Annotated in this window: 13 protein-coding genes; 6 read left to right on the forward strand and 7 right to left on the reverse strand. The window is 37.7% G+C overall.

The genetic code is table 11. The features are described from left to right. Positions 1–128: 128 nt before the first annotated feature. The gene (locus ACM46_RS19320) at positions 129–1,244 is read left to right on the forward strand and encodes a DUF3667 domain-containing protein (protein ID WP_048508340.1); all 1,116 of its coding nucleotides are present in this window, start codon (positions 129–131) and stop codon (positions 1,242–1,244) included. Here ACM46_RS19320 and ACM46_RS19325 read toward each other — a convergent pair. After that, a complete protein-coding gene (locus ACM46_RS19325) occupies positions 1,241–1,573 on the reverse strand; it encodes a hypothetical protein (RefSeq protein ID WP_048508341.1) in 333 nt (110 codons plus the stop codon). The genes ACM46_RS19320 and ACM46_RS19325 overlap by 4 nt on opposite strands. Before the next feature lie 185 nt (positions 1,574–1,758). Between ACM46_RS19325 and ACM46_RS19330 the strand changes: the two genes are divergently transcribed. Then, entirely contained in the window at positions 1,759–5,106 is a 3,348-nt protein-coding gene (locus ACM46_RS19330) for a methylmalonyl-CoA mutase family protein (protein ID WP_048508342.1), read from the forward strand. Positions 5,107–5,194: 88 nt separating this feature from the next. After that, positions 5,195–5,974, forward strand: a complete 780-nt coding sequence (locus ACM46_RS19335) for a hypothetical protein (protein ID WP_048508343.1) — start codon at positions 5,195–5,197, stop codon at positions 5,972–5,974. A 77-nt stretch (positions 5,975–6,051) separates the two neighbouring features. Here ACM46_RS19335 and ACM46_RS19340 read toward each other — a convergent pair whose 3' ends face one another. Beyond that, positions 6,052–8,784 (reverse strand): M16 family metallopeptidase, encoded by a 2,733-nt coding sequence (locus ACM46_RS19340; RefSeq protein ID WP_048508344.1) that lies wholly within the window; start codon positions 8,782–8,784, stop codon positions 6,052–6,054. A gap of 132 nt (positions 8,785–8,916) precedes the next feature. Between ACM46_RS19340 and ACM46_RS19345 the strand changes: the two genes are divergently transcribed. Further along, positions 8,917–9,627, forward strand: a complete 711-nt coding sequence (locus ACM46_RS19345; RefSeq protein ID WP_048508345.1) for a Dph6-related ATP pyrophosphatase — start codon at positions 8,917–8,919, stop codon at positions 9,625–9,627. Between the two features lie 217 nt (positions 9,628–9,844). Continuing rightward, positions 9,845–10,999, forward strand: a complete 1,155-nt coding sequence (locus ACM46_RS19350; protein ID WP_048508346.1) for a serine hydrolase domain-containing protein — start codon at positions 9,845–9,847, stop codon at positions 10,997–10,999. On the opposite strand, the gene ACM46_RS19355 is transcribed toward ACM46_RS19350, so the two are convergent. From ACM46_RS19355 to ACM46_RS19365, 3 genes are read right to left on the reverse strand one after another with little or no spacing between them, the layout of a single operon-like run. After that, entirely contained in the window at positions 10,944–11,558 is a 615-nt protein-coding gene (locus ACM46_RS19355; RefSeq protein ID WP_048508347.1) for a hypothetical protein, read from the reverse strand. The two genes, ACM46_RS19350 and ACM46_RS19355, sit on opposite strands and share 56 nt — an antisense overlap. A gap of 51 nt (positions 11,559–11,609) precedes the next feature. Beyond that, a complete protein-coding gene (locus ACM46_RS19360) occupies positions 11,610–12,335 on the reverse strand; it encodes a hypothetical protein (protein WP_131707629.1) in 726 nt (241 codons plus the stop codon). Beyond that, positions 12,332–12,655 (reverse strand): PadR family transcriptional regulator, encoded by a 324-nt coding sequence (locus ACM46_RS19365; protein WP_048508349.1) that lies wholly within the window; start codon positions 12,653–12,655, stop codon positions 12,332–12,334. The genes ACM46_RS19360 and ACM46_RS19365 overlap by 4 nt, the downstream gene beginning before the upstream one ends. A gap of 82 nt (positions 12,656–12,737) precedes the next feature. On the opposite strand from ACM46_RS19365, the gene ACM46_RS19370 reads away from it, so the two are divergent. After that, on the forward strand, positions 12,738–13,277 hold the full coding sequence (locus ACM46_RS19370; protein ID WP_048508350.1) for a 2'-5' RNA ligase family protein: 540 nt from the start codon (positions 12,738–12,740) through the stop codon (positions 13,275–13,277). Positions 13,278–13,327: 50 nt separating this feature from the next. Here ACM46_RS19370 and ACM46_RS19375 read toward each other — a convergent pair whose 3' ends face one another. Together ACM46_RS19375 and ACM46_RS19380 are read right to left on the reverse strand one after the other, a co-directional pair. Continuing rightward, positions 13,328–14,692 (reverse strand): T9SS type A sorting domain-containing protein, encoded by a 1,365-nt coding sequence (locus ACM46_RS19375; protein ID WP_048508351.1) that lies wholly within the window; start codon positions 14,690–14,692, stop codon positions 13,328–13,330. Positions 14,693–14,694: 2 nt separating this feature from the next. Further along, positions 14,695–15,186 carry a hypothetical protein gene (locus ACM46_RS19380; RefSeq protein ID WP_048508352.1) on the reverse strand — a complete coding sequence of 164 codons (492 nt, stop codon included), beginning with the start codon at positions 15,184–15,186 and terminating at the stop codon, positions 14,695–14,697. Positions 15,187–15,339 lie beyond the last annotated feature (153 nt).

The following is a 15,339-nucleotide window of genomic DNA, read 5'->3' on the forward strand; positions in this document are numbered from 1 at the left end:
TAAAGAGTTTACTCCCTCAACTCTTTCTTTATTAACTTTTCTTTAAAGATTTCTGTAAAAACCTATTGATATAATTATTTTATTTTGCGAAATATTTATATTTGCGGCGAAACCATATTCCTATATCCATGAGTCACGGAAAAATAAGAGAAGATAAAACCTGTCTGAACTGCGGACATCAGGTTGAAGAAAGATTCTGCCCCCATTGCGGGCAGGAAAACGTTGAAAGCCGTCAGCCATTCCATTATCTTTTCACTCATTTCATTGAAGACTTCACGCATTATGACGGACAGTTCTGGAAAACCATACAGTACCTCCTGATCCGTCCCGGAAAATTGACCAAAGAGTATCTTGCCGGAAAAAGACAGCTTTATGTAGTTCCTGTAAAACTATATATATTCATCAGTTTCCTCACCTTCTTTGTTCCTGCTATTCTTCCTCACACAGAAGATTCATCTCCAAAAGAAGAGAAAGTGGAAAAAGCAGAAAAACCCAAAGACAATAAGGAAAAAGTATCGGAAGTTTTAAAAGGGCTTAACAAAGAAGGTTTTTTATCGAATAAAACGGCCGAAAAAATGAAAAAAGCCATCGATACTTTACATATAAAAGATTCTCTTCAGGCGGCTACAGATAGCGATAAAAGCAGTGACCTTATGGAAAGTACACTGGATCCTAATCATTCTGCCATCTTAGGCGCTCATAACATGAAAGAGTATGATTCTCTTCAGGAAACGGATAAAAAGGGACTTTATATTCTGGGCAGGCCATTTGCCGAGAAAATATTTAAATTCAGAGAAGAAGGCTATACAAAAGAACAGATTTTTGCAAAATACAAGGAAACCTTCATCCATACCATCCCCAAAGCATTGTTTTTCTATCTTCCCGTTTTTGCATTTTTCCTATGGATGTTCCATAATAAAAAGAAATGGTGGTACTTCGATCATGGTATATTTACTCTGCATTATTTTTCTTTTCTTCTACTGTCTACCCTGATCTTTATTCTATTGGTGAAGCTTTCCGATCTACTGCCTGATTACAGTATTTTAAGTTTGCTTTTTTTCCTTTTATTTACAGCCCTGTTCTTCTACACCTCCATTTATTTTTTTGTGGCCCATCACAGAGTGTACGAAAGCAGAAAAAGAACAAGTATCCTCAAAGGAATGATCCTGTTTATCATTAATTATCTGGGAATTATGTTCATGCTCATGATATTAATGTACATCAGCTTCATGATGATGCATTAACTGCGTAAAGACTTGCTTGCTCTAAAGCTGGCCAATAAATAATACGCCACAAAAACCGTTGAAAATTTAAGTATGGAAGGGATTGCCAGCTCCAGACTGAAAATCAGGGTGCCTATTAAAACCAGAACTCCCATGATCGCAAAAGAAATACCCAGCTTCTGTGGCAGCGTGAAATTGGGTGTATCCAGATAATAAGCAACTCCCCACGCTATTCCAAAAGCTAGCGCATAATATACATCAAGGCCGATATTTTCAGAACTGTAAAAAAAATAATTGATCAGGAAACTAAGTACCGTTCCTAAAGCAAAAAACATCAAAGCCTTTTTCATACGCTATATTATAATTGTGCAAAAATAAAGAATTTACTGATCATTTTTAAACGAATGATTGTTAAGATGGAGAAAACACAGTCTTCATCGCAGGAATAAGAAACTAACAATCAATAATTTACTCAAAACCAAAAGGTTCTTTTTTTATTATTATATTTGAAAATTCAGAAATTTTCTAGTTTTTTATGGAAACCCAAAAATATACTCCAACCAACAAAGTAAGAATCGTAACCGCGGCGTCATTATTTGACGGACACGATGCTGCGATCAATATCATGCGTCGCGTGATCCAGGGAACAGGATGTGAAGTGATCCACCTTGGCCACGACAAATCTGCAGAGGAAGTTGTGAATACCGCAATCCAGGAAGATGCCAATGCCATTGCTTTAACATCATACCAGGGCGGACACAACGAATATTTTAAATATATCTATGATCTTTTAAGAGAGAAAAATTCTCCACAGATCAAAATTTTCGGTGGCGGCGGCGGTGTAATCCTGCCTGAAGAAATTGAAGATATCATGTCTTACGGGATCGACAGGATTTATTCTCCGGATGACGGCCGTGAACTCGGTTTACAGGGAATGATTGACGATCTGGTGAAAAGATCCGATTTCGCTACAGGAAAAGATATCACGGCAGCTGATTTGGATGCCATCAGTTTTGAAAATTCTACAAGCATTGCTAAAGTAATTTCAGCCGTAGAAAACTTTTCAGAAGAAAAGCCTGAACTGGTAAAGGCTATTGACGAGAAATCAAAAGACTTAACGATTCCTATTATCGGGATTACAGGTACGGGAGGAGCCGGGAAATCATCCCTGACAGATGAGCTGGTAAGACGTTTCATCCGTTCAAATCCTGATAAAAAAATTGCCATCATCTCTATAGACCCTTCTAAAAAGAAAACGGGAGGAGCTCTTCTGGGAGACAGAATCCGCATGAACGCGATCAATGATCCGAGAGTTTATATGCGTTCTATGGCTACAAGAGAGAACAACGTTTCCGTTTCCCCTTTCATTCATTCTGCACTGAATGTTTTGAAACTGGCGGCTCCGGATGTAATTATTTTAGAGACATCAGGTATCGGACAGTCCGGTTCAGAAGTTTCGGATTTTGCGGATGTTTCCATGTATGTGATGACTCCTGAATACGGAGCTTCCACACAGCTTGAAAAGATTGACATGCTTGATTACGCAGACCTGGTTGCTTTGAATAAATCTGATAAGCGAGGCGCTTTGGATGCTCTTCAGGCGGTAAGAAAACAGTTCCAGAGAAACCACCTTCTATGGGAAAGTCCATTGGAAGAAATGCCTGTGTACGCTACAAAAGCATCACAGTTCAACGATCACGGTACTACTGAACTTTACAACAGACTGATCTCTAAAGTCAACGAAAAATTTTCAGATTTACAGTTAAAAACATTTGCTGAGCAGGAAATTACGGATGAAGTAACGATCATTCCTCCGAAAAGGGTTCGTTATCTTTCCGAAATTGTGGAAAACAACAAGCAGTATGATGCGAATGTGGAAAAACAGGCTGAGCTTGCCCGAAAAATGTATCATATAGATGGGGTTAAAAAAATCCTAAGCAACGAAATACTGGACTCCGAATATCAAAAAGCGGAAAAAGAGCTTCAGCAGGAAAACATCGACTTCCTGAAAACATGGGATGATACGAAAAAAGCTTTCCACGAAGAGTTCTATTCTTATTTTGTACGTGGAAAAGAAATTAAGGTTGAAACCTCAACAGAATCTTTATCCCACCTGAGAATTCCAAAGATTGCATTACCAAAATATACCGATTGGGGTGACCTTATCAAGTGGAAAAGCCAGGAAAATCTTCCGGGAGGTTTTCCTTACACAGCCGGAATTTATCCTTTCAAAAGAACCGGTGAAGATCCTACAAGGATGTTCGCAGGAGAAGGAGGTCCGGAAAGAACCAACAGAAGATTCCACTATGTTTCTGCAGAAATGCCTGCAAAACGTTTGTCTACCGCTTTTGACTCTGTAACTTTATATGGACAGGATCCTGCCCTTCCACCGGATATCTACGGAAAAATCGGGAATGCGGGAGTTTCCATTGCCACGTTGGATGATGCTAAAAAGCTGTATTCAGGATTTGATCTGATCAATGCTCTGACTTCGGTATCAATGACGATCAACGGACCGGCTCCTATGCTTTTGGCTTTCTTTATGAATGCTGCTATCGATCAGAATGTTGAAAAATATATTGCAGAAAATAAACTTGAAGCTAAGGTTGAGGCCAAGCTTAAAGAAAAATTTGATGATAAAGGTCTGGAAAGACCTAAATACAATGGGGAACTTCCTCCTTCCAATAATGGTTTAGGACTAAAACTTCTGGGAATTACAGGAGATGAAGTAATTCCTGCAGATGTATATGCAGAAATTAAAGCCAAAACAATTGCTACGGTTCGTGGTACGGTTCAGGCTGATATTTTAAAAGAAGATCAGGCACAGAATACCTGTATTTTCTCTACTGAATTTGCTTTGAGACTCATGGGTGATGTTCAGGAGTTTTTCATCACAGAAAAAGTAAGAAATTTTTACTCGGTGTCTATTTCCGGATATCATATTGCTGAAGCAGGGGCCAATCCTGTTTCCCAGCTTGCCTTTACCCTGGCCAACGGTTTCACTTATGTGGAATATTATCTGAGCCGTGGAATGGATATCAATGATTTTGCTCCGAACTTATCTTTCTTCTTCTCTAACGGTATTGACCCGGAATATTCCGTGATCGGGCGTGTAGCAAGAAGGATCTGGGCAAAAGCCATGAAACTTAAATACGGAGCTGACGAAAGAAGCCAGATGCTGAAATATCATATTCAGACTTCGGGACGTTCTCTTCACGCTCAGGAAATTGATTTCAACGATATCAGAACCACTCTTCAGGCGTTATATGCTATTTATGACAACTGTAACTCTCTTCATACCAATGCTTATGACGAGGCGATTACCACGCCTACTGAGCAATCCGTAAGAAGAGCCATGGCTATCCAGTTGATTATCAATAAAGAACTAGGTTTAGCTAAAAATGAAAACCCGCTGCAGGGATCGTTTATCATTGAAGAATTAACAGATCTTGTGGAAGAAGCGGTTTATGCTGAATTCGACAGAATTACAGAAAGAGGCGGTGTTCTTGGGGCTATGGAAACCATGTATCAGCGTTCTAAGATCCAGGAAGAATCTATGCATTACGAATGGCTGAAGCATACCGGAGAATACCCTATTATCGGAGTGAATACTTTCCTCGGAAAAGATGGTTCGCCAACGGTTCGTCCGGGAGAAGTTATCCGTTCTACCGAAGAGGAAAAGCAGTTTCAGATCGAAATGCTTCAGAATTTCCAGAAATCCAATGAAAACCAATCTGAAGAAGCCCTAAGAAAGTTACAATACGCAGCGATCAACCAGCAGAACTTATTTGCCGTGATGATGGATGCCGTGAAATACTGTTCTCTGGGACAAATCACCAATGCTTTGTTTGAAGTGGGTGGTAAGTACAGAAGAAATATGTAGTCCATAGCCGGACTGGCAATTTATAAATCAAACCTCAAGGAAATTTCTTTGAGGTTTTTTTGTATTTTTAAATAATAATGTATTTGTAATGAAAAAAGAATTTCAAATTAAAGAACCTTGTCGGCAGCTTTGGGATGACATGCAGGATGTAAATGATGGAAAGTTTTGTGATGTATGCGAAAAAAAGGTTTGGGATTTGGATCAACTATCCGGGACAGAAATTAATACGATTTTTAAAAGTAACGATTCTGTCTGTGGAAAAACATCGCTTTTAAAACCCAGTCTTTCAAGTGTATTTTTAGCACTCACCTTAACCTCAGCGACGTATTCCCATGCTCAGACAGGAAGCAACTCTCCCGTAGAAAACGTTTATCAGAAAGACATTACTATAAATGGTAAACTGGTTTCCTCTGAAAATGAAAAATTAATTGCTGGGGAAATCTCTTTGGTTACTCTAGGAAAACTGTATCAGGCAAAAGCAGATGAAAACGGAAATTTCATCTTATCATTCCCGGAAAAGGTATTAACAGAGCATAATATTATCAGAATTGATTATACTGTAAAGGTGGATAATAAAGAATTTTCAGATTCTAAAACTTCAATTCTGAAAACCAGTGAACTGCTGGGAAAACAAAATTTTGAAATTGAAGAAAAATATGTCACCATAGGAGCTGTTATGGTTATAGAGTCAAAACCACCGGATTTCTATTTCCTGGATGGAAAAAAAATAGGCAGGAGAAAGTTTGAAACCATACGAAAAGAAAATCCCGAATATCAATACATGGCATTTTACGATGACGTAATTGTCCAGAAACTTTCGAAAAAAGGGTACATCAACAATTTATATTTACTTTACTCGGATAAATAGTGAAGAAATTGACAATCAGTAAATAAAAAATCGGCACAGGTAATCTGTGCCGATTTTATGATCAATTATATTAAAATTTACTTCTTGTTAAAATCTCCCGCAAAAACAGAGATCACATTATTTTCAGAAAGGTATTTCTTCAATGCAGCATTCACTTCGGCTAATTTCAGATTCTGGATTTTAGCATTCTGATCGTCGAATTTCTCCAACGGAACGCCCAAAATAAGTTTCGTATTTACCAAATTAATCAGCATATTGTCTGAACCTAAGCTGGTCTTCCTTTCATTAGCATAGCTCTTCTTGTTAGAATCCAGCTCTTCCTGTGTAAATCCGGAAGTCAGTGCTTTGTTGATCTCTTCTTTCACTGCTTTTTCCACCGCATCTCTTTTTGTAGGATTCAGATAGGCATAATAGTTCCATGAAGCGACATCATTGGTAATAGGAACACTCAGGTAAGAACCTACTCCATAGGAAATACCGTCTTTTTCACGCAATCTCATCGGCAGTCTAGCAGAAAGGAATCCTCCGCTTCCCAGAATTTCATTCGCCATTACCAAAGCAGGATAATCAGGATGATCCTGAGTCATTTTAAAGCTTGAAGTTCCTAAAGCCACTGCATTTTCTTTATCAGGCGTGATGATATTTTTATCCTGTTTTTTTGTTTCGAAGAATGTAGGCTTTACTTCAACGAATTTAGATTTTGCCGTAAACTTCCCGAATGTATTTTCCAGCTCGGAAGAAGCCTGTTTAGGATCAATGCTTCCTATTAAAGTTCCTGCACCGTCTGATGCCCCCATAATATTCTGATAGAAATCTATAACCTGAGCCTGGGTTACTTTTTTATTTTCATCAATCTGTTCCTGTAAAGAAGGCACATAAAAAATGCTTGTTTTAGGATAAGGTGATGCCAGTCTCTGCAGATCATTCCCGGCAATAGCCTCCGGATCTTTTAACTGTCCTTCCAACCAGGTGTTTGTTTCAGTTACCGTTTTGGCCAGCTCATTCTGCGGGAAAGTAGCATTGGTCAGGATATCCTTCACAATAGCCATTACTTTCGGATAATACTGCTTATATGTACTAATGGAAATCATTAAATTTTGTCCGTAAACATTGGCGCTTACAGAAGATTTCATTTGGTCCAGTTCATCCTGAATCTGTTCCTTTGTTCTGGTTTTGGTTCCGGATTTCAATAGAGAAGCGGTTATACTTCCAATGGCATCTTTACCCTGAAGATCTTTTTCGTTCCCGATTCTTAAACGGAAAGTTCCCTGAATCTTATCTCCTTTAAGCTCTTTGTTAATAAGCCCGTATTTCATTCCGTTGGAAAGTTTTCCTTCAGTAAGATTTTTCTTGACATTCGCTATAGAAGCTTCAAAAGGGGCAACTTCTTTCTCCAGCGCTTTTCCTTTGTATCCTTTTACGAGATCAGCAATCTGGTTATCTCTGAATTCTGCAGGAGCAACTCTTTCTTCATTTGGAGAAGGGCGGAAAACACCAATTGTACGGTTATTATTTCTGAAATATTTCTGTGCAACCCTATTGATGTCTTCAAGCTTTAGGTTTTCAACATTGTCCCGGTATATAAAGCTCAGTTTATAATTCCCTGCGCCTACGATTTCGGTAAGATTAACCGCAAAATTAATGGTGTTGTTTTTCTCATTTTCAATATCTTTCACCAATTTTGCTTTGGCTCTTTTAAGATCATCTGCCGTGAACTTTATGGTTGAAACTTTATCCAGCTCTGTTCTTACCAGCTTTGTGGTCTCATCTAAATTCTTATCCTTCGGAACATCAAAATTAAAATAAACCATTCCCGGATCCCTTACAATCGGGCTGAACGTCCAGATGGAAGAAACTTTCTGGGTTTCCACTAAATTTTTATACAGATATCCCGAAGGGTCTGAAGTCAAGATCTCATAAAGTGCAGACAATGCAGCGTAGTCTTTATCTGCAAAAGCCGAGGTATGGTATCCTGCAGCAATAATCTGCTGATCATTGTTTCTTTTAATTTCAAAATATTTTTCTCCGTTCTGAGCAGGCTCTACCGTATAAGTTCCTCCTAATTCGCGGGCAGGCTTCTGTAAACCTGAAAAATAATCTGTAATGTATTTCAAAGCACTGTTCTCATCAAATTTTCCGGCAACAATAAGTGTTGCATTATCCGGCTGATAATATTTTTCGTAAAATTTTCTCAATGTGGGAGCCTTTACCCTTTCAATATCTTCCTTACTTCCAATGGTACTGTTTCCATAGTTGTGCCACGTATATCCGTTAGAAAATACATTCTGCATCATCACTCGCGTAGGATTATTCTCTCCGATTTCAAATTCGTTTCTTACTACTGAGAACTCTTTATCCAGATCACTCTGTAGAATAGTAGCATTCAGCATTCTGTCCGCTTCCATCTGTAAAGACCATTTCAGGTTTTCATCACTGGAAGGGAAAATTTCATAATAATTCGTTCTGTCATACCAGGTGGTACCATTCGCCTGTCCTCCTTTATCCGAAAGCTGTTTCTTGATATCCCCCATGTTTTTGGTACTCTTGAACAGCATATGCTCCAGCAAATGCGCCATTCCTTTTTCACCGTAACCTTCATCTTTGGATCCTACATTGTAAACAATATTCACAACCATATTACTTTGTGAAGCATCCGGTATTAAAAGTACTTTCATACCGTTATTTAAAGAATATTCTTTAACTCCTTCGATGTTGCTTACAAACTTTGGAGCTTCTGTCTTTTGTGAAAAAACAGGATTGAAACTTCCTGTAAAAAAGAGAACGGCTGTTCCGAGTAGTAAATTTTTCATTGGCTTTTATTTAATTTGATTTAAATTTAAAAAAGTTTTATGTTTCTATAATTAAATAAGACAACTTAATTCACCGGATGTTACATTTATTATAATGAAATTCAGGTTAATCTATAAAAATATCATTCCTCAATGAAACCCAAAGCCGTATTCAACTGGAGCAGCGGAAAAGATTCTGCTCTTGCGCTCTATAAAATCCTTCAGGAAAACCGTATTGAAGTAAGTACTTTACTCACCAGCATCAATCAGGAATTCCAGCGGATCTCCATGCATGGCGTTCCTATTTCTCTTTTAGAAAAGCAGGCTGAAAGTCTGGGTCTTCCTCTGATTAAAATGGAGCTTCCGAAAGAACCGTCTATGGAAGAATACCGTGAAATTATGAATACCACGATGTCACAAATTCAGGAAATGGGAATTACTCAGTCAGTTTTTGGGGATATTTTTCTGGAAGATCTCAGAAAATACCGTGAAGACCAGCTGAATTCAATAGGAATGGAAGCTGTTTTTCCGCTTTGGAAACTGAATACAACCGACCTCATCCATGAGTTTCTGGATCTTGGTTTTAAAACCATTGTTACCTGTGTGAACGAAACCTATCTGGATAAAAGCTTTGCCGGAAGAATAATCGACAAGGATTTTATCCGCGATCTCCCTGAAAATGTTGATCCCTGTGGAGAAAACGGTGAGTTTCATACGTTTAGTTTTGACGGACCTATTTTTAAGGAAGCTATTTCTTTTGAAATCGGGGAAACGGTAAAGAAAACTTATCCCAAACCAAAATCAGATTCTGAAGACGAAAACGGAGAATATGTCTTCTGGTTCTGCGATCTGATTCCGAAATAATAAACCGCTTACTACAATACTGAAGTTACTGATGCCCGATGTGTACTGAATTATTTTTCAAAAAATCCCTCATGACTGTAAAATAATTGATTCCACTTGTAAGCAAATTCTTTGTCTTAGCATAAATTTTGCATCCCTTTGAAACTTCTAAGAAATTTCTTACATTTAAATAAGCATCAAGCTTAATATCAGTAACTTTTAATTTAAATAAACACCTGTGATCAAAAAAATTACCTTCCTTTTCATTATCAGCTTATTATTTTCCTGCAAAACAGAAATCCCGAAAGCCTCTGTTTCGCCTGTTGATAAAAAGGCCATCATTGATTCAACTGTTACGGCTTTTCAGAAAACCCTTTTGGAGCAGCAGATAGATTCCGTATTTAAAAAATATAAATTCAATGGCAGTGTGGCTGTATTTAAAGATTCGCTCCAGCTGTACAGAAAAGAAAACGGCTATTCTGATTTCAAGAATAAAACTGCGATCGACAACAGTACGGTTTTTGCCATTGGCTCCGTAAGCAAGCAGTTTACAGCTGTTTTGATCCTCCTTCAGATGGAACAGGGAAAACTGAATGTAACGGACAAAGCCTCTAAATACCTGAAGGAATTCCGCACCAAAGAATACGAAAACATCACGATTCATCAGCTTTTAAATCATACTTCAGGCCTTAATACCTTTGGCGGAAAGCTGATGTTCAAAAGCGGTACTGATTTTTTCTATTCCAACGACGGTTTTAATGCACTGGGAAAAATTGTGGAAGCTGTTACCGGAAAATCATTTAATGAAGATGTTCAGGAACTTTTTAAAAAGGCGGGAATGAAAAGCTCTTCTACGGGAACTGTTTTTGAAGGGAAAAATTTCGCCAGCGCTTATTTGGGTAATGAAAAAAACGCTCAGATAGTTCCCAATATGCCTCAACGACTGGGCGGAAAAGACATAGGAACTCCGGCCGGCGGTATTCTTTCTACCATAGATGATCTGCATATCTGGAATAATGCCCTTTACGGCGGTAAAATCCTGAAACCGGAAACTTTAAAACTCTTCGTTTCCAAAAGCGCAGAAAGGCATCACGCTATTTTAGGGAAAATGGGTTATGGCTACGGCATTATGATCAATATCGGGAAACCTGAAAGTTATTTCCACAGCGGTTATGTAAAGGGATCTCCTTCTCTGAACATTTATTATCCGCAGACCAAAACATCCGTTATTATTCTCTCCAATATCGCTGACGAAGAGAAGGGTAAAAGCTTAACCTTCCGGCCGCACGTTGAAGTTGAGAAGATTACGGATAACCTGGAAAATGTTCTGCAACTGCTTAAATCAGGACATTCACTTTCTTTGCATTCCAGTATAAAAGTTGAATCTGAATAGCAGCGGCATAAAGAAAAAATGGTTTTATCATCATCGAAATGGCCGTTTGCAGATCTTTTAAAAACAGACATGAAACCGCGATCAAAATAACTCCTATGAATAGATTTTTTAAAAGTAAAGGATGAAAGCTGATCCGAAAATAATCATTTAAATTCATGGTTTTCAGGGTAAAATTATAAACCGAAAGGCCAAATATGATGATCAAAAACAGAATCTGAAGGTCATTAAACAGATCAAGATTTACATACAGCAAGCCTGAAAAAATTAATGAAAACACCAAAGCATAAGTCTTCATCTTTTTGAATCGGTTCTGAAGAATGTCTTTTTCAATTCTGGTCATTTTTCTTGTGGATAAAAAATCTGCTCTTACGATTTCAAGCTCGTTTTTCCAGTTCTCTTTAGTCCGGAGAAAAGCTTCCTGGAAGCTTAAATTATGTTCTTCCATCAAGTTAGATATCTGAAGTATAAAGTGATCTTTGATTTCCAAAAGCAGCTTCTGATCAAGTTTTTTTGAAACAAGATACCGGATGATCTCAATTTCCTGTGCTGTATTTATCATATGGTCCTGGTATTAAAGTATGTTTTCGGTTTGGTTTTATTATTCAGTTTTTCAGACCGCAGAAGTCTGAAGAAAATGCTGTATTTTTTTAAGGGACTTTTTATGTTTAAAGAAATTAAATAATCCAAAAATCATAAAGGTCTGGAGTAGAAACATAAAGGCAAGTGCAAATACCGCATTCAATATTTCGGAATGATTATCGGTTCTAAACGAATCATAGACAGGCTTTCCGTCTTTCATGACAAGCTGCATCATCGAAATAAGGCATATCACCAATAGTCCTGCATTCTGCTGATATATGGTATAAAAAAGCCTTCCTTTGTATTTAAAATCTGTTCTGATAAACTTTAAAATTTTATAATTCAACACCCAGACTATAACAGGGGCCAGAAAGAACATAAAGTTTTCCAGTCTAAAAAAGAGGGTGTACATTTTATCGGTATCTGAACCGTAAATAAGCAACAAATTAACTGCTAAAGAGATTAACCCAAATAAAATTGATTTTTTAAGAATCTCATTATTATTGGTTTTAAGGATTTTCTTAGCAATTACAGGAATGGGTTCTGAATAAAAAAAGGAATAACCCGTCATTTTAAATTCATCTTCCCACAATATTTTAGTTTTGTGGAAAGCTTCTTCAAAACCTACGTTTTCTTTCATCTGAAGGTCCGCAATTTGTGATATCATGTGATCTTTTACTTCCAGCAGGATATCCAGCGGAAGTTTTTGAAATATCAGATAATCTGTAATCTCATTTTCCTGGATTTCAGTCATCATATATTAAAAATGGTGCTTAGATTCAACAAATAACTTTTCATTTCATTTTCCTGAACGGCCTGGTGTTTCTTTCCTTTCTCTGTCAAAAGATAGTACTTCCGGTCTCTTCCGTTGATTTTCTGGATTTCTGAAGTAATCATCCCGTCATTCTCCAATTTATGCAGCAGTGGATATAGAGCACCTTCCGTCATTTCAAGTTCGCCCTCGGTAAGCTCTTTTGCCCGCTGGGTAATCTGATAGCCGTACATTTTTACTTCTTTCGAAAGCAGCTTCAAAATAATGTTCTGGAGTGTTCCTTTGTAAAGGCTGTTCTTTTTCAAGTGATGTAGATTTATACCTTTCAAATCTATGCATAATTTTCTTATGTATGGATCTTTTTTTCAAAATTTTGTATTTTGTTGTATGAAAAATCTGTATTTCATTGCTATTTATCCTCCGCAGGAAGTCATTGACGAAGTGAAGGTTTTTAAAAAGGATTTTGCTCTGAATTACCACAATTCAAAGGCACTAAAAAATGATGCCCATATTACTTTATTTCCACCTTTCTCCAGAGAACGGGAGCTTGAAAGTGATATTCATACAGCATTTCAAAAAATAGATACGAATATTCCTCCGTTTGAAATGGTAATGAATGGTTTCGGAAGTTTTCCCAATCCCAAGAACCCTGTTATTTTCATACATCCTGAAGCCAATGAGCATTTAAATCTGCTTCATCAGAATGTAAAACAGTATTTCAATTTCATGAAGTATTCATTCAATCCTCATATGACTGTTGGCTACAGAAACCTAAGTTTTGATAATTATCTGAAGGCATGGGAAGTTTACGAAACAAAAAATTATAAAACTAAATTCATAGTTGATAAAATTATTCTTCTCCGCCATGAACAGAACTGGGTTCCGATTGCAGAGAAACAACTCACCGGAAATATTTCAGAAAAATAAATGCCGGATGTATAACCCGGCATTAGTTCAGTATTTTAAATTCAAATCTTTTAGTCTTTAATCACTTTCTGGGAGATAATCATTCCTTCATTTTCGTACACATTCACCAAATAGGTTCCTGCCGGAAAGCTTTTGATATCTACCAATAGTGTTGAACGGTCTTTAAGCTCTGATTTTGCTCTGATCAGCTTTCCGGAAGCATCATAGATATCGGCTCTTACATTTCCTGCAAAATCCTGTTTTCCACGGATGAAAAATTCGCCGTCGGTAGGATTCGGATAGATGCTGTATCTTCTTTCTTCTGCTTTAACTTCCGTCATTTTACGCGATGTGGATTTATTCAGCGTCCATGTCACATTGGTAAAGTGAAGTGTGCTGTGGTTGTTCACTTTTAAAAGCGGACTGTTATCGTACACCGAAAAGATCAGGGTATTATTTCCTGTATTCAGTTGAGAGGGAGAAATCGTAAGTGCATTGGATGTAGATGACAGTAGAGTCCCGTTCAGTTTCCATGAATTAACCAAAGTATTAGGATTTGGAAGAATTTCATTCACCGTAAAGTTTACATTTGAATTGGCGTTCACTGCTGAAGTATTGGCAGGGGTATAAGAATCTACCGGAGAAACCAGGGAATGTATCTTTTCTATGATAGCCTCTTTACAGACAGAACAAAACTGTTGGTTGAGATATCTCATTTCACAGCTTTGGTGTGGCCTGAACCATGAAGGGCTTTCCGAATGGGAATATACCCCTACTCCGTTCAATCCTACCCAATTTTTCCATTTTACAGTGGTTGGGCTTGATGTCTGCGTTTTATTGGGAGATTCTCCGGAACCTGAAAACCAGTATTCATCTGCCAGCTTACCGAATGAATGTCCCAGTTCATGCACTACAATCTCATTGGAAGAGTTATTGACGGAGGCAAATGCATACGCACCACCGCATCCTCCATATTCAGTAGAATTTCCAAGCACGTAAGTAATATCATAGTCAGGAACATTGGCTGACAGCACCTGAGCTACTTTATTAGTTGTATTGCTGTAAATACACCGGTGAACTCCGAAATCAAAGGAAGACCCCAGATAATTATTAGGATTGGAAACCGGAATTACAGGCTCCGTAACATCGGTAGCCGTTCCCGGATGCTTTACGCCTGAAGCCGTAGAAACGACTTTGATGGCATACGCATTAAAATAATTTTTATATTCTGTATAAGGACTTTTCGTAAAAAGATAATTAACGGTAGACTGCGCCGATGAAACAAATGAAGTCTGTTGTGCCGAAGTAAAGCCGTCTCCCAGTACCGCTATAACGATACGTTTATTGTTCGTTCCGTTCTGCAGAAGGGAAACCGTTTGAAAGGTCTGCGCCATGCAGCTGCTGCCAATAAGAAGGGCCAGTAAAGTTTTTTTCATGATTATAGTTTTTGGGTGAATAAAAGTTCCGTTCCGGATTCTGTCACTTTTTCGATTTTTACCATCCTGATCTGTTCTGAATAAACAGTACGTACACTGAATTCTGTGTTTTCAAGTGGTATTTTCTTTCTGCTGATTCCTTCTTTTTCATACACCTCCATTTCAGGATGCAGCGGGTTTTTCACCAATTGTTTCATGATCTCTTTCCCTCCGGAATCTGTAAGGATGACAATAAAGTCTCCGGCTTCAAGATCGCCTCTGTCAAAAACAGGATTGGATTTTAGCCTTCCTTCAGCAATTTTTTTTTCCTGAAGAACAATTATTTCTTTTCCGGACTCTCCTTTATCCGCCTTGAAAAACAGATAAAGAATCTTCCCTTCTGCCCTGGCTTCAGCCCCCGGAATTTCTTCCCCGGAGCTCTCTAATCTGCTGTTTTTTTGAAAACTCAACAGCAAAAACAAGGGAACAATAAAAAAACTGATTGCATTTTTCATAACATTTTTATTTTAAAGTTATACATATTTCCCGATATATTGAATATTTTTATTTTATTTTTAACTGAATCGTTTTTACTTTAAAAACAACAAAGTAACACGGGATTTAAAAGAATAAGTACAGCCTTTTTTTCTATCTATCTTAAAATTTAT

The sequence above is a fragment of the Chryseobacterium angstadtii genome (genome assembly GCF_001045465.1).
Taxonomy (GTDB): domain Bacteria; phylum Bacteroidota; class Bacteroidia; order Flavobacteriales; family Weeksellaceae; genus Chryseobacterium; species Chryseobacterium angstadtii.